Source organism: Streptomyces sp. NPDC037301 (genome assembly GCF_055602785.1).
Genome location: NZ_JBVJWD010000011.1, coordinates 213,726 through 232,800, shown reverse-complemented (window position 1 = coordinate 232,800; position 19,075 = coordinate 213,726). Strand labels below are relative to the sequence as shown.

Genomic DNA, 19,075 nt, shown 5'->3' with positions numbered 1-19,075 from the left:
CAAGAAAAGACGATACGTAAGAAAGTTCCCCCTCCCTCCCCCCCCCCCCCCCCCCCCCCCCCCCCTCCCCCCCCCCCCCCCCCCCCCCCCCCCCCCCCCCCCCCCCCGCTTCAGGAGTGGGGTTGACCGCGAACTGTACGCCGTCGGCCCGTGCAGCAATTGACTACATCGAGCGCCGATGGTAGGTCGCCCGGGCCAGCGGCAGGCGTCATTCGCAGTGAATCACTCGCGCGATTGGGGCGGTTTTTCACATCAGGAACGTGCCGAGGGGGCCGGGGGGCCGGGTCCTCGCTCTCCCCGGGCCGCCGCACCCCATTGCCAGTCGTCGGTGCACGTGATAAGGCAACTCTTCCGCGAACAACGCCCGCCGCAACTCCATCTCGATCGCGCTGTACCAACTCGATTGCCGCTCATCCGCCCGCACCACCGGTGTTGCCTCCAACTTGCCCCATCAGGCAGTCCTCGGGTGGCGGCTCCGGACTGTAGAACGTTCGTCGCAGGAGTCAACCTTCACGCGTGACAACCGAATGGGAGAGGGCGCGCCATCCTCTTGTGGATGTTCTATGGTTCCGCTTGCGCTGATGGTCCGTCATTCAGATAGGTTTCCTGCACATCGGGGCGCCTCACGGTAGCGCGCCCGGCTGGGGGTTCGGGGGAACGTGAACGAGGACGAGTTCGTCAATCCGTACACCTTTGTGCGACCGCCGAAGGAGGTGCCCGATGGCTGGCGTTCGGCGCCGCCGGGGCATGGCCGGCTGGGGGTGGGGCGATTCAGCGGGGTGCTGGAGGTGGCGTTGACGGCGCGTAGTCCGTTGATGCTGCGGAATGTGTACGACGGCGACGACGGCACGTTCCCCGTGCGTCGTTTTCCCGGGTTCGAGGGGCCGGTGCCGTTCGTGCCGGGCTCGTCGTTGGCAGGGGCGGTGCGGTCGCTGCATGAGACGCTCGCGAATGGCTGTCTGCGCGTGTTCGATGCCGGGTTCCGGCCCGGCTACCGCGACCAGGCACAGTTCAGGGGCGATGCCTGGCGGCTGGCATTGGTCGAGAAGGTGGACGAGCGCGGTGCCCCCTCGAGGGTGCGGTTGTGCGGGGAGACAGTGTGGGTGGAGTACGGCGCGTTGCACAAGGCGCTCGATGGGGCGGAAGGGTTGAGGACTGGGGCTCGGGTCACGTTGCTCAGCCGGAGCGTGCACGGGTCCCCGGGGCGCTTAGAGCTGGCGGAGCCGTTCGAGGTCAAGGCGGGCGGAGAGTCGGTGGTGCTGGTGACTGCCCCTGGTGCCCGCCACAACACGCGGAAGAACCCGCGCGGGGGCGGTGATCTGCCCGGCCGACACTTCTGCGCCACCGGTGAGCTGGAGCCCGGCTCCTGGGAGGTCGACCTGCCCGACGAGGTGTGGCAGGAGTACCTCGATGCGGTAGACGGAACCCAGGATGTCCAGAAGGAACGGCAGGGAGGGCCCGCAGACGCCGCGTCGTCCGGCGAGGGCGATCCGGTGCCGGTGTTCCACAAGGTCAAGCGATTCGGTCTGGTCGGGTACCGAGATCGGGCGCGGCGGGAGCTGCGCCCTGGTCAGGTGGTGTGGGTGAATCCGGAGCGGTTGGGGGAGCAGGGGGTGCGGCTGCACGGGATCTCCCTGTCGGTGATCTGGAGGCACCCCGGTGGCCATGTCAGGGCGGGTGGGCGTGTCCACCCGTACGCCCTTGCCTGCCGGCATCCGCGAGAGCTGTGTCCGAGTTGCCGGCTGTTCGGTTCGGTAGACGCGGAGGGCGCAGGCGCGGAGGGCGGCGCCCGGCAGAGGGCGTATCGCGGGCATGTCCGCTTCAGTGACGCCATGCCGGCGCAGGAGTACGCGCTGGAACCTGAGTTCCTGCCGCCGATGGGCGCCCCGAAACCGGGTGCCGGGCAGTTCTATCTGACCCGTGACGGAGGCCTGGACGGGAAGAAGGCGTCCGACCCGAGCAAGGCGCTGCGGGAGTGGGGTTCGGAGGCGGACAGCGGTGACGGGCGTCGGCTGCGGGGCCGAAAGCGGTACTGGCTGACCGGAACGTCCGGCCAACGGCCGTACTTCCGTGCGCGTGGCGACAACCGGAGGGCTTTCCACGACCTTTACCCGGAGAGCAAGTCGATCTCGACGGGGCAGTCGGTGCCGGTGGGGGCGCGGTTCATGGCGGAGGTCCGGTTCGAGAACCTCGACGCGGTCGCGCTGGGCGGTCTGTTGTGCGCGCTGGATCCGGGCCTGCTGTTGCACCACTTCGACAAGCCGAATGAGGCGCGGCCCGAGTACGGCCTGGCGCTGGGCGGTGGGCAGCCGCTCGGTTTCGGTACCTGCACCGCTGAGGTGGGGATCCGGGAACTGGAGTGTGCGCAGAGCCGTTACCTCGGCGCCCAGGCGCCTGTCCTGGGTGTCGAGGAGGCGGTGGCGGCGTTCCGTAAGTCGGCCTGGGACGAGCTGCGGGATGTATGGAAGCAGCAGTCGACGAAGGTGCTGCGGCTGGACTGGGCGCCCGCCGACCGTGTGTGGTACCCGCCGGCGGCGCCAATTCCTGCGGTGGGGCGGCCGCTCGACCCCAAGGTGCTGGAGGCGAGTTTCACGTATTGGAAAAAGACGTCCGGCTCGAATTCGCATCCGTACGGGCAGCTGCCGGCGTCGTCGGCGTCACTCCTGAACATGCCGATGAAGGTAATCCGGCAGAACAACCGGGAGGACGGGAAGTGACCCCGACCCACACTGCCATCTCTCATGTGTACGTGGACTTCGGTGCCATCCGGATCCAGTCGTATCTGACACGCACAGCAGGTCTGCGCGGGCACCGCACCGCCAGCGACAGCCTCGCCCGCGTCACCTCTCGCGGCGTCATCGAGAGTGTGGTCGAGCACCTGGCGGACGTGAACGACGAGGCGGGCGAGGCGGATGGAGTCGTAAGTCTCCGTTTCACCCCCGGCTTCGGTGTGGACGTCGAAGGCCGGGTCCGGCGCGTACAAGATCGGGTCTTTGCGCATCTGCGCGCGGAGTTGCCGGGGGCGGAGTTCCACTCGGTCTGGGGCGAGGGCGAGTACTACCTGGACGCCTACGCCAAGCGGATCCACCCGAAGACCGAGGCGGGCGATGTCCGGTACGACCTGCCGGCGACCGCGGAATTCCCGCTTGCGGTGCCCTGCGGGATGTGCCATACGGATCCCGCGGTCACTTGGGAGACGGTCGATGGGATGAAGACGCGGCTGTGCCCGGACTGCGTGATGCGGAATGTGCCGCGAAGGAGAATGGCGGGTGACGAGCGCAGTCCGGAGCGGCGGCTGACCAAGAGTCTGCCGGTCACGCACGTCGCGCCGGAGGATTTCGCGTCGCTGGCCGCGCTTGGGGGCGCAGCGTCGGGACGCAACCACCTGGCGACGGTGGCCATCGACGGCAACGCGTTCGGCGAGTTCTTCAAGGCGCTGGTCGGGGAGGGGAGCGAGGACCCGCAGATGCGGGACTGGAAGCGGGAAATCTCGCGTTCCCTGTCCAAGGCCACGCGGCACGCGCTGACGAAAGCGACGCTGAGCCTGCCGCTGACGGAGGAGCGTGACCAGGTGGTGGTCGTGCCGCACGTCGTCGGCGGTGACGACGTGCTGGTGAGCCTGCCTGCGGACCAGGGGTGGGCGTTTACGCTGGCCTTCCTGCACGAGTTCGGCCTGGCTGTCCGCGAGGAGACTGCCGAGATCCTGGAGGTCCTGAACCGGCGTCGCGCCGAACGCGCGGAGCGGCTACCGCCTTTGATCGCTCCGACGGCGTCGGCGGGCATCGTTTTCGCTCACGCCGGTCACCCCCTGAACCTGCTCGTGGAGGCTGCGGACAGCCGTCTGGGCGAGGCCAAGCGGGCCGTGCGGGGCAAGGAGGCCTCTGTGCAGTGGTTGGACATCACCGCCGACGGTACCGAGGCCCCGGCCCATCGGCCGCTCCTCCTGTCCACACTGCGTACCCCCGGCGGAGAGCCCACCGACACGGTAGAGAAGTTGTCCGAACTGGCGGCTGTCCCCGCCGCCCACCGGGCCCGCCTCGCGGAGGCGGTGCGCGGTGAGGGTGAGATCACCGCCGCTGTGGTCGCGCACCGGGTCGGCCACCTCAAGACCGTACGGCCTTTCCTCTCTCTTCTCGACGAGTACAGCGCGCCGCCGCCCGCCAAGATCGGCCTGAGCGCGGCCCTCAATATCGCCAGGTGGTGGCCATGCGCGTCACGATGACGTTCCACGGTCCGTTCCGTATCGCCACAGGTGGGGCCCGGCCCGGGATCGACGCGGTCGTCGACCACGACGACCTGCTACCGGCGTCCTCGCTGAAGGGCCTGATGCGGGACTCGGCCGAACGGCTTCTGCCCGGACGGGCGGACCTGGTGGAGTACGTGTTCGGCGGGCCCCGGCAGCCGACCGCGTGGGCCTGGTCCTCGGCCCACTTCCCAGATACCCCGAAGGTACGGACGAGGGCCCGTGTCTCTCTCGACGAGAAGACCGGCGCGGCCAAGCGTGACCACCTTCTGCACGGCGAGGAGGTCTGGGCCCGCTCGGCCGAGTTCGAGGTCACACGGTACGCGCTGCTGCCGTCCTCGCCGCTGGACGAGGACGATCACCTGGCGGTGCTGGCATGCGCGGCCGCCGGAGTGCATAGCATCGGCTCCGACCGGCGGCGCGGGCTTGGCTGGGTGGAGTGCGCGACCACAGATCCCGTCGTGGACACGGCTCTCGTCGACCGCTTCCGCGCACTCGCCGCGCCCCGAGGGCCACAGCATGCTTCTTGACATCCAAGTGGCCGCGCACCAGCCCCTCGCGCTCGGTGTCCGTCCCTCTGGTACCGCACCGGTACAGACCCAGTCGCACATCCCCGGCTCCGTGCTGCGCGGCGCGCTCGCCGCCGCGTGGATCCGGGACCACGGCTTGCCGAACAAGGTCCCGCCCCGTCTGCGACGGCAGTTCATCGCCCTGTTTGAGTCCGACACCCTCTACGGTCCGCTGTTCGCCGCCGGCTCGCACATCGTGCCGCTGTCGGTGCGGCGCTGCAAGTACGGGCGATGCGCCGGCGTTCATCACGACGAGGCGTTCGACAACGGCCCTTCCCCGTACTGCGCCGACTGCGGTGGGCCGCTGACCGCCGGACGCGGAGCGGTGGAGTTCTTCGGCGACGCGCGCGGCGCGATCGTCGTCCAGCGCACCCATCTGAAGCTTGACGACGAGACGCAGGTGGCCTCCAAGGGCGACCTGTTCACCCGCCGAGCCCTGGCCCCCCGGGACAATAAGGGCCTCGATCGACGGTTCCACGGCCACATCACACTCGCCGACAGCCTCCCCGTGGAGGCGGCCGAGTGGCTGAGCCGGCGCCGTGGCCTGCGGCTCGGGGGGCGGCGCGGCACGAGCGGCGGCGCCACCTACACCGCAGCCACTGCTGCCCCGCACCCACCGGAAACAGGGGAGCGGCTGGCACTCAGGCTCCGTGCCCCGGCGATCCTCACCGACACAAGCGGCCTCCCGCTCGACCTGACCGACCGCGACCGGCTGCGCGACGCCCTGGACGCCGAACTGTCACCCGTACTCGAAACCAGCGTCACGACAGTGGAGCGGGTCTGGGCCCGGCGGGAACGAGCAGGTGGCTGGCACGCCGCCTCGAACCTGCCCAAGCCCGTCGAACTCGCCATCAGCGCCGGCTCGGTCCTGCTCCTCACCTTCGAAGCACCACCCGCCCCCGAGGCCCTGCTCGCACTGGCAGGGCGCGGAATCGGGCTGCGCCGCAACGAAGGCTTCGGCACCGTGGAGACCGCCGCCACCGCCTGGCGGCCCCCCGGCAACCCCGTGGACGAGTACACACTGGCCGAGAAGGCGGTCATGGACCCGGCGGATTCGTACGCGCGCATGCTCTACGGATCGGGTCACGCCGCCTGGTTCATCGACCAACTCCGCCCCTACGCGGAAGAACGCGCCGACCACAACCCGCCCCACGACGCCCTCCTCAGCCGTTCCCGGCTACGCAACCTGCCCGGCGAACTACGCCAGGACATCCAGGAGATGCTGCTGCGCGCCACACCCGAAACCTTGGACCGCACCCTGGCCCGGCTGGCCGCGCTACACCGCCTGAAAACCGACGAGGAGCCGCCGTCATGAGCGTGGTGCACATCCTGCGCGCCGAACTGGAACTGGTCACCGCCGGATCTGTCACCGCTCCCGAGAGCCTGGCCATCGGCTCGGTCCTGCGTCCTGACCTGCCTGTCGCCCGCGACGGGTGGGACCGCCCCTGCCTGCCAGGCACCTCCCTGGCCGGCTCCCTGCGTCAAGAGGCGCACCCCACGCGGCGCGAGGCGCTCTTCGGCGCCGTCCGCCCGGGCAACGGCACGGACGCGCCGCCCACCGAGACCGTCGCGATCGCCTCACCGGTCCGCATCCTCGGCACTCGACTGGAAACCCCCCAGGCACCGGAGGTCAGGCGCCGTACCGCTGTCGACCGGCACCGGGCCGCCGCTCAGCCCAAGACCCTCCACAGCCGCGAACTCCTGCCCCCGGGCACGAAGATCCTGCTCTGGCTGCGCCTGGACACCCCCGGCCCGGACTCTCCGCTCCTTGACGAGCTCGTCGACCTCCTGGCCGGCTGGAGCCCGGTGGTGGGGCGCGGCCGCACGACCGGCCACGGCCAAGCCGTCCTCACCCGCGTCCTGAAGCGGTCCATTGACCTCGACAGCGCCGAAGGCCTGCGGCACTGGCTCACGCAGGGCGGCCCCGACCTCGTCGACGAACATGCCACCGTCGTCTACGACCCCGAGGAACGCGGCGGCCCCACCCAGCCGCCCGAACTCTTCGACCAGCAGCTGGAGTTCCGCATCGTCGACGCCCTCCACGTCGGCAGCGGCTCCTTCGGCGACCGCTCCGGGCGCCGGACCGGCATTCGTGCCGTCCTGCGCGACCACGACAACCTTCCGATCGTGCCGGGCAGTACGTGGAAGGGCGTACTGCGCACACGCTGCGAGTTCGTTCTGCGCTCCGCCGGCCTGGACGCCTGCGCCTCCGTCGGCGAGGATGTCGGCTGCTGCGGGACGTGCGATTTGTGTATGGCGTTCGGCTGGAGCGAACGCACCGGCGCCCACGACCAGGCCCCGCCCCATGCCGAGCTCCCGCCGAGCGTCGGCGCTCGGGGCCGCCTCCTCTTCGCCGACACCGTGATCCGCGACGGCACCGCGCGAATCCGCAACCACGTCGCCCTCGACCGGGTCTTCGGCGGCGCCCGCGACGCCGCCCTCTACACCGAGGAAACCATCGAGGACGGCACCCTGACCCTTCGCATCCACCACGACCGCGGCCGCGAGATCCCCGAACTTGCCTGTGCCGCCCTCCTCCTGGCCCTCAACGACCTTGCGGCCGGCCGCCTCGGCATCGGAGCCGGCACCACCCGCGGCCAAGGCACCCTCACCGCCTTGCCCGCCACCGCCCAATGGCTCGCCCAGGAACGTACGGCGGCCATCGAGACGCTACGACTCCGACACGCCGCACTCACCGAGGAGGCCCCGGCATGACGACACCAGCCACCCCCGGCCCCCGGTACGGGGCCGCCCCGGTCCCGGCCCACCTGTACCGCCACGGACGCGTGCCCTGGCCCCAGGCACGCACCCTGCTCACGGGAACGGTATGTGCCTGGGCGGACCTCGACGGCTTCCACGTCGCACCGGCCGCCGACCTCCCGCACGATGTCCCGCAGACCACCCACCTGTGGGCCTGGGACACCCGGCGCTGCGTCCGCCTCCGTGTCGACGGCCAGGACGCGCTGGTCGCCGCCCTCCATCCCGGCGACAGCAGCGACGGTGGCGGCGGTGGAACCGGCGACGGCGAACCTGTCACGGCCCGCGCCCGCCGCGGCACCCCATGGGCCCCCGACGACCACCAGGCAGGCCCCCTGCCCGCCTCCGCCCACACCCTGTCCTTCGAACTCCTCGAACTGCCCGGCCCCACCCCCGTGACATTCGTCCGCGCGACAGCGCCCTGAGAAAGCGGGAACACGCACATGCACACGTCGTGGCTGCGGCAACTGGGAGAATTCGTCCGCTCACGCGAGGGACGAGGCGCCCTGCTGATCGCCGTGTTCTCCGCTATCGCGCTCGGTGTCGTCCCCAACATCCTGGAAAAGGTGTGGGACTTCGGCTGGTTCTACGTGGGCGTCTTCGTGGTAGCCCTCTTCCTCGTGATTCTTGGCTGGGCGCTCGTCCGTGAGCGCGGAGTCGGGGTCGTCGTGTCCCTCTATCCGGACGCACAAGGTAATCGGGTCACCACGATGACGGAGGCCTCGAAAGGGAATCACAGCAGCACCCTCGTCATCGACGGGGGCCTGCTCAGCCCCGGAGGCCGGGACCTCTCCCCGGACGCGCGCATGGACCTCGTCGCGAAACTCATCGACGCCCGTGTCGTGGAGTTCAGGACCAGCGGTGCCGACGGTTCCGTCATCCTGTACCCGCTCGCCCAGATGTACGACGGTTTCCATCTCGGACGCCGGCTCGCCAGGGACACGTATACGGCCCTGTCCGTGATGCACGCCTCGGGGGTCCACGGAGAGACCGTTGTCCCCGGCCTGACGCTCGGCAACCACCTCAGGAACCCGCTCACCCCAGGCCAGGAGGCACTTCTCGCCACCCACCTCACACAAGCCCCCGACCCGAACGGCCCCGCCCTCGTCACCCATTCCGACTGCCCGGCGGAGCACCGACACCGGCTCGCCTTCATCGTCCGGCTGTCCCCCGCGTCCTCCATGGTCACGGACGCGTCCGGGGTCGCCGAGACGGGCCACGTACGCCGTCCCGGTGACAGCACCCACACCGGCTACGTCTTCGACCCCGACGACCACGAGGCGACCGGAAACCCGTGCGGAGCCCACGCCGTTCTGCAAGCGGCCTCGGCGTGGCTACCAGAGACGAAGAACACCGAGGTCTTCGAAGCCGTGGCCAACCACACCTACCGCAGCATCATCGCCGCCAAGGAAGCCTGGGCCCGCCAATCCGCCAGCACGAACGTCGAAGTGCAGCTCTTCATCAACGCGCCCCTGCCCATCACCATCGCCGTCGGCTGGCTCACGCGACGCGACCACGTGACAGTCGTACGCCACGAAGGCCACCTGATGAATGCTTCCGCCCCCACGGGACAACTGCCATGAACGTCCCACCACTACGCGTGAACCGCACCCCGCCCCCCCATCAGGGTCATCGGCCCGGACGGCATCGGGCTGTGCGACTACCACAGCCAGGCGTTCCGGCCCGCTGCCGCGAAGTCCCTTATGAGGAGGGAATGCTGACGCTCGCCGCCGACGAAACGGGCAGCGTGGAAATCCCCCCGCCCGCGTCGGCTTCGGAGTGGTCACCGGACTCCCCGAACCGTCCCCCAGCACGTGGCACATCGCCCCCGCCTCGTAGCCGACGCCCTCCCGCACCGCACCGCACCCTCGTCCCCCACGACCTCCTCCACGACACCGGCGGCCAGATCACCGGCTGCCACGCACTCACGATCGGCGCCTCCCTCCGGCCCGACGGGAAGGGAAACTGATGCCCCAGCGCTGGCACCTCCTCCTCCGCCCCGAGGACGGCATCCGGCCCACTCGTATCGCCCCCGCCCAACTACACGGCCTGGCCTGCACCCTCCTCGAGGGTGCGGGCGTCGACCACCACCGCCAGACCAAACCGTTCTCCATCACCCCGCTCATGAGCGCCCCACACGCCCCCGGACACGCGCTGCTCACCCTGGGCTGGCTGGACGACCAAACGGTGCCACCGCTGGAGCAACAGATCGGCCAACAAGTCCGCCTTGGCAGCCAGTTCTTCACCATCGAAGACATCCACGCCGAGGGAGCCCCCTACCCGGCCCTGCTCGCCCTCCCGCTCACTCAGCGGATGACCATGGACTTCCTCTCGGTCACCCACTTCACCCGCAAAGGCCGCTGGATCCCGCTCCCCGACCCCGAACTCCTCTACACCGGCCTCGCCCGCCGCTGGAACACCTACGCCGAGACGCCCCTCCCGGACCCGCTGATCACCGAACTCCGGGAATCCGTCCTCCTCGCCGCCCACCACACCAAGAGCGCCCCCACCGAAATCGGACAGGGCCACCGCATCGGCTTCCTCGGCCACGCCACCTTCACCCTGCCCCGCACTGCCCATCCCGACGTGACAGCGGCCTTCACCGCCCTCTCCCACTTCGCCGAACTTGCCGGCGTCGGTGCCCAAACCACCCACGGTCTCGGCTGGACCACCCTCGACACGTCCCACCCCACGAGACGACGCCGGACGGACAGTCGGTCCGACGAAGCCGTAACCGCCCTCCCCGCCAAGAGCCCGCAGAAGCCGATTTCCGCGCGAGCCAAACCCGCAGGTCGCAGCCCCGAAAACGAATCCTGTGACGAGCATCACAGTGCGATAGAACCGCTGGCGGCAAGCCCCGCGCAACGGGCAGAATCGCCGCAGGTCGCGGGCCCCGCCCGAGGCGAAGGATTCCGCAGGAAAGAAAAGCCCGCAGGGCATAGAAACGGTTGCAGTTGCGTCCGCCGATGTTCGGCGCACGGGAATTCCGCAGGAAAGAAAAGCCCGCAGGGCATAGAAACGTCCCAAGCCTCGCCAACCACGAAGTTGTGACCAAAGATTCCGCAGGAAAGAAAAGCCCGCAGGGCATAGAACACCCACCCCGCGGCGTAGGCGAGACCGGGCTGCGTTCCACAGGAGCGAAAAGCCCGCAGGTATGAAGCGCCAGGCCTAGATTCGGTGAGCTGAGTGTCTTCGCCAGTGTTCTGTTAAAAACAAGAGGCCCGCAGGGCGTGAATCCGGCATTCAGCCCGAAGGGACAACCATGGCCGAACTGCTCCACCGTGCTGCGTCCGAGTCAGCCCTGCTCGCCGCGTGGGGCGAAGTCCAGGAGAACGACCTCGCGGACGGCAAGGTCAACCCGCAGGTCGCCGACTACGCCAAGGGCGTGCTCGGCCGGTTGGCGGCGCTCAGCCAGACCCTTCGCGTCGGTACGTGGAAGCCGTCGCCCGTCTACGCGATGGAGATCGACAAGCGGTCGGGCGGCAAGCGTCTCCTCGCCGTACCCGCTGTGGAAGACCGGATCGTCGAGCGTGCGCTCATGGAGGTCGTCGACGACCACATCGACGCTGTGCTTCTCCCCTGGAGTTATGCCTACCGCAAGGGCCTGTCCGTGGCCGACGCCCTGCACGATCTCACTGCCGCACGGGACGACGGTGCCCGGTGGGTCGTCCGCGCCGACATCAAGGACTGCTTCGAACAGGTGCCGCGTTGGCCGGCGTTGACCCGATTGCGCGAACTCGTTCCCGACGCCGAGTTATGCCATCTGGTCGGTCAGCTCGTCAACCGTCGCGGTGTCGGTCCGGCGGCGCGGCGTATCAAGGCCGGGCGCGGTCTACATCAGGGCGGTTCGCTCTCTCCCGCCCTCACGAACCTGTACCTGGACGCCTTCGATCGCGATCTACTCCGCGCCGGACACCGAGTCCTGCGCTACAGCGACGACTTCGCCGTCCCCGTGGCGACCCACGCCCAGGGCGAGAAGGTCCTGGAACTGGCGGAGGAGGCCCTCAAACGCCTCGACCTCGAGCTCAACGACAACAAGTCCCGTATCGAGAGCTTCGACGAGGGTGTCGAATTCTTGGGCAAGCTCACGACCTCCGGGTCCCGCACCCGTACGTCCACGCGCGTCTCCCCGCTGGAGTCGGCGGTCTACGTCACCGAGCCAGGGTCGTCGCTCCGCACCAAAGGCAACCGCCTCCGTGTCATGCGCCGTGACAAGCAGCTCCTTGGCGTCCCCCTCGACCGCGTCAGCCAGGTCGTCTGTGCCACGCCCGCCACGCTGACCACGCCGTTCCTTCGCCGGGCTCTCGAGCACGGCATCGAGGTCGTCCTCACAGAGGAGGACGGGGAGTTCCTCGGGCGCCTCACCGGACCGGAGGGGCCCGACGTCGAACTCCGCCACGCCCAGCACCGGCTGGCCGACAAGAGCGCGGCGAAGCTGGACCTAGCGACGGCCTTCGTCGCGGGGAAGATCGCCAATATGCGCACCTGTCTCCTGCGCGCCGCACGAGCCGGTCACCTCGAGCCCACAGAACCCACCGCGGCCCGCCTCCTGGAGGCCCGTAAGAGCGCGTTGCTCGCCGAGTCGCCAGCGGCGCTGATGGGGGTCGAAGGCGCGGCGTCCCGTGATCACTTCGGCGCGATGGGCAGGATCCTAGGCCCCGCGTGGGCCTTCACCCAGCGGCGTCGCCGCCCGCCCCCGGACCCGGTCAACGCGCTGCTGTCCTTCGGCTACACGCTCCTGACCCGTGAGGCCGCAACCGCGGTCGAGCTCGCGGGCCTCGATCCCGGGGTGGGCTTCCTCCACGAGATGCGTCGTGGACGCCCGTCGCTCGCGCTCGACCTCATGGAGGAGTTTCGCCCGCTGATCGTGGACCACCTGGTCATCGGGGTGTGCACGTCGGGCAAGCTCGGCCCGGGCGACTTCACCACACAGGACGACGGCAAGGGCTGCCGCATGGACCGCGAGGCGCTCCGTACGTTCCTGGCGGCGTACGAGCGCCGCATGCTGACCGTGGCCCACCATCCGACGGCCGGCCGCCGGATCTCCTACCGTACCGCTCTGGGCGTCCAGGCTCGCCACCTCGCCGACGTCATTGCCGACCGCGCCCCTGCCTACACCCCCGTCAGCTGGCGGTGACCTCGTGCCCTACACCCTCCTGATCAGCTACGACATCGCCGACGACGTCCGGCGCGGCGAGATCTCCGACACCCTCGCCGCCCACGGCGCCCGGGTCCAGTACAGCGTCTTCGAAGTCACGCTCCCGACGAAGGAGGCGGTCCAACAACTTCGCGGCACCTTGCGCAAACTTATCGACCGGGACGAGGACCAGGTCCGCCTCTACCCCTTGTCCGCCCCGGTCCTCAACGAACTCGTGATCCTTGGCAACCGCCGCCTTGAGGAGCGGGCAGACTTCTGGATCGTGTGAGTGCGAGCACGGCTGTACCGCCGCGCCGGCGGCCCGAGCCCCCTCCCGTTCACGGGAGCGGCGGAGGAGTTCGGCCTGTCTCTCGTCGTCTTCGGGGTGATCACGTTTGCGCACACGTGTTCTCTCGTCGAGAGGGTGCGTACTGTGAGCGTCGGCCTCTTGCCGGGAGGCCATGTGAACTGCTCCCGCAACCCGCAACCCGCAACCCGCAACCCGCAACCCGCAGGCAACAGGCGCGCGCGGCGGGCTCGGGCGACGGGTACGGCGTTCACGGGAGCGGCAGCGGAGCGGGCTCAGCGGCAGATCAGGGTCAGGACGTACGAAGCGCGGTGCCCGACCGCCTGCGCGAGGGCTGGCAGATGCGATGCGGACGACGGCCGAGGAGATCGCGGAGTTGCTGCGTGGCGCCCCGATACCGTTGCTTCCGTGCCGGGTCTGGAGTGGACGGTCGGGGAGGTGGCCGCGCACCTGGCACAGGCCAATGAGCTAATGGCAGAGGTGGCGGCAGAGCGGTCCCACCGTCATGACGACGGCACTCCGCAAGGCCATGCCGCAGCCAACGAACAGACCCTCGCCACATTCGACGAGCGCGCGGCGGAACCGCTGGCCGCGAAGACCGTGACACAAGCCGACGCGTATCTGGATGCAGTGGCCGAGTGCCAAGCCCCGGGTGGCGCGTTCCTCTCCATCACGCTGCTGATCGGCCACGCGTATAGCGCCGGGTCGTCCGGGACGGGGCGGAAGTTAAACCCCCAACATCCTCGTGACGGATGCGAGTTGTTTCGGGTTTACGGCGACGATGCCGTAGTCGGGGTGGCGGCCGAATGCGACATCGGGAGGCGAATCGCAGTTGGTGGGCATGGCTGATCCGTCCGGTGCGGGCTCAGGGAGAGGTGTGGTCGAGGGCCGGGATCGTGCTGCTGGTGCGGGACATGGAGATTTCTCCGAGGCGGGAAGCGGTAAGCGACCGGGTACGGACGAGGGACGAGCGGGCGGCAGTGCGGTGCGTACGGCGGATGACGTTGACGGTTGTGCTGGGATCGCGCGTTGGGCTGTTGGTGAGAGCGCGAGAGCAGCGCTCACCCGGGGCGAGGTAGAGGCCAGCCGTGGCGGCACGGCGAGTTGATCCAGGCGCTCGTCGATGGCGGCGAGCAGATGCGGGACGCTGCCTCCGTGCCGGGCGTGGGGGCCGTGTGGCTCCGAGTCGTAGATCACTTCGTGGACTGCGGAGTCGTCGGGATGACCGCGGGTCACCAACCAGCTCGCGGGATGCCCGGGTGGATGGTCGGTCGAAGGTTCCTGTGGCGGCGAGATGATCAGCGAACTGCCGTCGGGGAGGCCGACGTGGACGATGTAGTCGCTGAGCCCGTACTCGACGGTGCACTCCAGGCCGCGTTGCCGAAGCGGAGCGGTGAGGTGGCCGTACCCGTGCTCTTGCCCCGGCGTGCCGGCAGTGGCGTGCTGTGAGAGGGGTTCGCTGGTGTGCGCGGTCATGGAAATACCTTCCTGCTGGAGGGGGCCAGGGCTGATCGGGGCGCATGACGCTTTTCCACGGGGTTCCCGGGCCGGCGGCGGCGCGAGCTGCGGGCGTGTGGGGCTGATGGGGGTGTGGCGTTCCATGAGGATCCGGTGATCGGCCGGTTTGGTCGCGCCGGAAGTCGGTGCTATCGGCGTCAGCGGGAACGGCGTGGGGGCGTCGGGTCCGACGCGGGTGGTGCGGGAGGCGAAGCGGGTGAGGTCCTGCGGTTCCCGGAGGTGGAGCGGGCGAAGGCCGCCTGGACGCGTTCGGTCTGCGAGGGCGGATCAGGATCCGCTCGGTTGGCCAGGTAGCCGCCAGCCCGAGCGAGCGCCGGGCCCTGGAACGCCAACTCGTCCGCGTAGTGCCAGCCATCGGAGTTGCGGATCTCCCGCGCCCGGCTCTCGTAGATCTCCCGCGAGCCGGGGAGCGAGACATCCATGAGCTCCATGACCTGATCCCACTCGTGCCGAATCTGGCCTGCTCGTTCCAGGACGGTGTCGATTCCGCGCAGCTGCCGGAGATCATCGCTGACCGGCCCCTCGATGTAATCGGCGCGGTGGGCGGCGACGTGGACGCCGACCAGGACCTCGGGGCCGTGGGCGAGGAAGACCTGGACGTGTTTCCACGCTTCGGCGTCGCGCGTCAACTTTCCGTCCGCATATCCCTTCTCATCGATGGGCCAGCCGCCCTGGTCGCAGAAGGAATCCGAGACCGCGTCCCAGGCATTGGACGCTTGCTTGATGCCGGCAGCGGCGGAGGTCAGTGCCGGGATGTGCTGGCGCCACGCCAGGTGATCGGTGGCCGTCGGTGCCGGCCTTCGTAGGCAGCGGGCGAGTTAAGGGAAGCGGACATGGTTGGTCCTTTGCTTTTGTGCCGGCGCTTACCGCGAGTGGGGCAGTGAACGGACGGTGAGTGGCGGGAAGGGCGCTTCAGTTTTCGTGAACTCGGCGCTTTTGGCAGACATGCGGGCATCGGTGTCGAACAGTTCGCGTTCGGCTGGGTGCAGGATGTGCTGCGTGATGAAGGATCGGCCTGCGACCTTCCACAGGCCCCGGCCCTTGGTCAGGGCGGACACCGCCTGGGTTTCGACGCCGGTCAGGCCGAGCAGTGAGGCGGCGGCGGTGAGTTGGTCGGGTTCCTGGCGGTAGATGATGCGGGTGGAGCAGTCGGCGAGGAGGCCCTCGGCCAGTACCCGGCCGCGCGAGCCGGCATCGCCTGCGCTGAGCAGGTCGCTGAGGCGGTGGATGACCATCAGGTTCGCGATTCCGAGGCCGCGTGAGAGCTTCCACTGTGACTGCATGCGCTCCAGGAGGCCGACGTGCCGCATCACGCGCCAGGCTTCGTCGTAGATCACCCAGCGTCGGCCGCCGTCCGGGTCGGCGAGGGCGGACTCCATCCAGGCCGAGGCGCAGGTCATGGCGAGGACGAGGGCGGTGTCGTCGCCGGAGCCGCCGAGGCGGGAGAGGTCGATGGACAGCATCGGGGTGGCCGGGTCGAAGGCGACGGTGCTCGGGGCGTCGAACATGCCGCTCAGGTCGCCGTGGACAAGACGGCGCAGGGCGTGGGCGAGGTCCTGTGCGGCGGGTCCCATGTGTCCGGCCTGGTCGCCGAGGGCTCGGTTGAGGCGCTCGGTCGAGCCGAGGGTGTGGGCGATCTCGCCGAGCAGCGGCACCGTGCCGGTGGCGTCGGCTTCGGCGACGGTCAGGTCTAGCGCGAGGTCCAGGGCGGTGTGCTCCATCGGTAGCAGGTCGCGTTTCAGTACGGTCCGGGCCAGGCCCGCCAGGAGCAGGAGGCGGCGCTTTCGGACCTCGGTCACCCAGTCGGACTCGCTCACCGAGGCGGGCCGGGCCGGGGCGTCCAGGGGGTTCAGCCTGCCGGGGAGGCCCGGTCCCAGGGCGGTGCTGTAGCCGCCGAGGGCCTGCGCGACGGCCGTCCACTCTCCCTTGGGGTCGCAGGGAACGTAGACCCGGTAGCCGTGGGCGATTGCCCGGGTGGCTATCGACTTGGCCAGCGCACTCTTGCCCATGCCGATGATCCCGGCCAGGACGGCGTTCGGGTTCGTGAAGCCCTCGATCCGCCCGCTGCTGTACAGGGAGAACGGGTCGTAGCAGAACGCCGCCTCCGCGTGGACGTCGCGGCCGATGAAGATTCCCTCCGCGCCCAGGCCGCCCTCGGCGAGGAAAGGGTAGGCCCCGGACACGGTGGCGGTGGTCATCCGGTGGGCGGGCAGGCTGAGCTTGCCGCCCCGAGCCGAGGAGGAGCCGGGGCGTCCGGACGGCGGGTAGGTGGGCCGCAGCTCTGGATCGAGGGATTCCTCAGCGCGGCGTTTGGGCGGAGCACCGGCGAGCCGGGCTTGGCGGCGGGCCTCGGCGAACCCGGCACGAGAGGCCCGCTGCTCGGCGCGGGACGCCTTGCGGGGGACGAACAGATGGGAGGCACTGGCACGGGTGCGGGGCATGAGCGGTTCTCCAGACGGGGCAGGCAGGGGCAGTCAGTGGCGGATGAGGCCGGTGAACGGGGCGTGCAGGTCTGCCGGGGTGGTGCGGCGGCGGACCAGGTGCGCGGTGCGCTGGTGGCGCTGGCAGATGGTCAGCTCGGGTGCCCCGTCGGGCAGGCGGGCCTGGCACGCCTCGGGTTCGGGTACGTTGCCGGAGCCTGGCCGGGGCGCGGCGTGGTAGGCGGTGTGGAGGTGGTCGGCGGCCTGCCAGATCCGGGTGCGGGCGGCGCGGAGCTCGTCGCCCTCAACCGGTACGAGCCGTCCGGTGCGGGCGGTATGGGCGTCGAGCAAGCCGTGCAGCGAGGCGAGGTGGGCGTGCAGGGCGTCCAGCTCGGCGCGGGCGGTGACGAGGGGACCGCCCGGAAGGTTGAGCGCGCGGTGGAAGTCGAGCGCGGCGGTGGCGAAGGGCACGAAGTCCTGCGCGGTCGTACTGGCGGTGCGGGACATGAGGGGGTGCTCTTTCGGAAGGGAGGGAAGGCCGGCCTCAGATGGTGAGGGCGAGCGGCATGGCGGCGGCGGTGAACGCTTCGGCCTGCTGCCAGGTGAGCGGCCGCAGATCGAGCTGGGCGCCGACGGCCGCGGTCTCCACGACCGCGCAGGCGGAGCGGAGTTCCTCCTCGGAGTCGGCCGAGACGGTCAGCAGCCCGGTCAGGGCGACATCCGCGTGGCCGGCGATGAGCTGGCGTTCACGGGACTTGATGTCCTGGTACTCGATCGAGTCCGCCTCGGAGTCGACCTGACCCCGCCGCGTCCGCTCGGCGGCATCCGCGATCACGCTGGCCTTCTTGCGCTGGACGTCACGCAGGGCGGCGTCCAGGCCCTTCGGCTCGTACGACAGCGACAACGTGCGCCGCACCCCGGCGGTGAACAACAGCTGGTGCAGGAAACCGGCCGACGTCTCGATGCGGGGCCAGTTCTCCACCCAGTACGTGCAGTGGACAGCTGAGTCCGTCGCGATGTGGTCCGCCTTCTCGACAACCACGACCGGGCCGGCAGCGGCGGGCTCGGCCTCGGGATGCCCGGCGGTGGACCAACGATCCAGCGTCGCAAGGGCCTTGGGGTCGTAAGCCGTACGTACGACGGCCGCGAACTCACGGGCGGTGAGCCAGCCGGTGGGGTTGAGCCCGGCGGTACGCGCGGCCTGATCGAAGGTCGAGGTCAGCTGCGCCAGGACGTTGAAGGACCCGGTGAGGCCGCCTCCGGCCTGGTTGATCAGACGCCGGGCGGCCTTGGCGTCCAGGGACACGGCGACGTACGCCTCGTGTGGTGCCGCGGCCGGGCCCGCGCTCTGGATCAGCTCGCTGTAGATCGCACCTGCCACCGGGGTGTCGGGCCGGCCGTGCTTCTCCCAGTAGCGGCGCAGGGCGTCGCCGGAGTCCGGGACGGTGCGCTCGATCACCTGGATCCTGGCCACCTGCCCGGTGCGGGCGAGCGCGGCCAGCGCACGCCCCCAACCGTTGACGTTGGTGTTCTGGGTGCCCGGGTCGAGCAGTGCGTAGGCGCGGGAGGAGACCTTGACGACGGCGGTCAGGGTGCCGGTGTGCGGGTCGTGGACCGCACCGTAGCGGCCGTCGGGGGCGGTGACCACGCGCAGGCTGGCCGCGGTGCCGGGCAGGTGGAGGAGCCCTTCGCGCACGGGGCGGCTGGAGGGGCGGGTGAGCCAGACGAGCTGGCCCCGCAACCGGCGCAGCACGTACCGGGTGACGATCGGAGCCCAGTCGGCCAGGGCCCGTCCCCGGTGACGGACGAAGACGAGTAGGGCGATGACGGCCCAGAGGGGGATGAGTTCGAGAGCGCCGACCACGCCGCGGGTGAGGATCACGGCGAGCAGGAGCAGACCGGCGAGGCTCACGACGATCAGTTGCGGGGCGGTCAGGCCGAGCAGGATGCCCCGGCGGCTGCGGTGCGGGAACTTCATGGTGGCCGTGGCGGCTTCGCCCCGGGAGGTATCGGACATGGTGGTTCCAGACGGTGGGAGGGGACAGGGGGCGAGGCGTGCGGCGCTCTTCTGGAAGTCATGGCGAGGGCTCCGTTTCCGGTGATTGGCGGTGATTGGCGGTGCGG

The 19,075-nt window shown here is 69.9% G+C and carries 16 protein-coding genes; 12 read left to right on the top strand and 4 right to left on the bottom strand.

Annotated features, from left to right (window positions below):
• The first annotated feature begins 659 nt into the window (after positions 1-659).
• From ACZ7IB_RS20145 to ACZ7IB_RS20090, 12 genes are all read left to right on the top strand, one after another.
• Positions 660-2,717 carry a hypothetical protein gene (locus tag ACZ7IB_RS20145; RefSeq protein WP_470914111.1) on the top strand — a complete coding sequence of 686 codons (2,058 nt, stop codon included), beginning with the start codon at positions 660-662 and terminating at the stop codon, positions 2,715-2,717.
• Positions 2,714-4,222, top strand: a complete 1,509-nt coding sequence (locus ACZ7IB_RS20140; protein WP_470914109.1) for a Cas10/Cmr2 second palm domain-containing protein — start codon at positions 2,714-2,716, stop codon at positions 4,220-4,222. The genes ACZ7IB_RS20145 and ACZ7IB_RS20140 overlap by 4 nt, the downstream gene beginning before the upstream one ends.
• Entirely contained in the window at positions 4,207-4,773 is a 567-nt protein-coding gene (locus ACZ7IB_RS20135) for an RAMP superfamily CRISPR-associated protein (protein ID WP_470914107.1), read from the top strand. The genes ACZ7IB_RS20140 and ACZ7IB_RS20135 overlap by 16 nt, the downstream gene beginning before the upstream one ends.
• On the top strand, positions 4,763-6,127 hold the full coding sequence (locus ACZ7IB_RS20130; protein WP_470914103.1) for a type III-B CRISPR module-associated Cmr3 family protein: 1,365 nt from the start codon (positions 4,763-4,765) through the stop codon (positions 6,125-6,127). The genes ACZ7IB_RS20135 and ACZ7IB_RS20130 overlap by 11 nt, the downstream gene beginning before the upstream one ends.
• Complete coding sequence (locus ACZ7IB_RS20125) at positions 6,124-7,527, top strand: RAMP superfamily CRISPR-associated protein (RefSeq protein WP_470914099.1); 1,404 nt, start codon at positions 6,124-6,126, stop codon at positions 7,525-7,527. The genes ACZ7IB_RS20130 and ACZ7IB_RS20125 overlap by 4 nt, the downstream gene beginning before the upstream one ends.
• Entirely contained in the window at positions 7,524-7,994 is a 471-nt protein-coding gene (locus tag ACZ7IB_RS20120) for a hypothetical protein (RefSeq protein WP_470914096.1), read from the top strand. The genes ACZ7IB_RS20125 and ACZ7IB_RS20120 overlap by 4 nt, the downstream gene beginning before the upstream one ends.
• Positions 7,995-8,012: 18 nt before the next feature.
• Positions 8,013-9,152, top strand: a complete 1,140-nt coding sequence (locus ACZ7IB_RS20115; RefSeq protein ID WP_470914093.1) for a hypothetical protein — start codon at positions 8,013-8,015, stop codon at positions 9,150-9,152.
• 385 nt (positions 9,153-9,537) lie between these two features.
• Positions 9,538-10,620: a CRISPR system precrRNA processing endoribonuclease RAMP protein Cas6 gene (gene cas6 / locus ACZ7IB_RS20110; protein ID WP_470914091.1), complete on the top strand. Its 1,083-nt coding sequence runs from the start codon at positions 9,538-9,540 to the stop codon at positions 10,618-10,620.
• 211 nt (positions 10,621-10,831) lie between these two features.
• Positions 10,832-12,706 (top strand): CRISPR-associated endonuclease Cas1, encoded by a 1,875-nt coding sequence (gene cas1, locus ACZ7IB_RS20105; protein WP_470914089.1) that lies wholly within the window; start codon positions 10,832-10,834, stop codon positions 12,704-12,706.
• A gap of 4 nt (positions 12,707-12,710) precedes the next feature.
• A complete protein-coding gene (gene cas2, locus ACZ7IB_RS20100) occupies positions 12,711-12,995 on the top strand; it encodes a CRISPR-associated endonuclease Cas2 (RefSeq protein WP_470914087.1) in 285 nt (94 codons plus the stop codon).
• Between the two features lie 426 nt (positions 12,996-13,421).
• Entirely contained in the window at positions 13,422-13,862 is a 441-nt protein-coding gene (locus ACZ7IB_RS20095) for a hypothetical protein (protein WP_470914085.1), read from the top strand.
• Between the two features lie 477 nt (positions 13,863-14,339).
• The gene (locus ACZ7IB_RS20090) at positions 14,340-14,462 is read left to right on the top strand and encodes a hypothetical protein (RefSeq protein ID WP_470914083.1); all 123 of its coding nucleotides are present in this window, start codon (positions 14,340-14,342) and stop codon (positions 14,460-14,462) included.
• 206 nt (positions 14,463-14,668) lie between these two features.
• Here the strand turns inward: ACZ7IB_RS20090 and ACZ7IB_RS20085 are convergent, their stop codons facing one another.
• From ACZ7IB_RS20085 to ACZ7IB_RS20070, 4 genes are all read right to left on the bottom strand, one after another.
• The gene (locus ACZ7IB_RS20085; protein WP_470914131.1) at positions 14,669-15,304 is read right to left on the bottom strand and encodes a hypothetical protein; all 636 of its coding nucleotides are present in this window, start codon (positions 15,302-15,304) and stop codon (positions 14,669-14,671) included.
• Between the two features lie 90 nt (positions 15,305-15,394).
• Entirely contained in the window at positions 15,395-16,972 is a 1,578-nt protein-coding gene (locus ACZ7IB_RS20080) for an ATP-binding protein (RefSeq protein WP_470914081.1), read from the bottom strand.
• Between the two features lie 33 nt (positions 16,973-17,005).
• Positions 17,006-17,458: a DUF6238 family protein gene (locus ACZ7IB_RS20075; protein ID WP_470914078.1), complete on the bottom strand. Its 453-nt coding sequence runs from the start codon at positions 17,456-17,458 to the stop codon at positions 17,006-17,008.
• 37 nt (positions 17,459-17,495) lie between these two features.
• Positions 17,496-18,968, bottom strand: a complete 1,473-nt coding sequence (locus ACZ7IB_RS20070) for an SCO6880 family protein (RefSeq protein ID WP_470914074.1) — start codon at positions 18,966-18,968, stop codon at positions 17,496-17,498.
• Between the last annotated feature and the right edge of the window lie 107 nt (positions 18,969-19,075).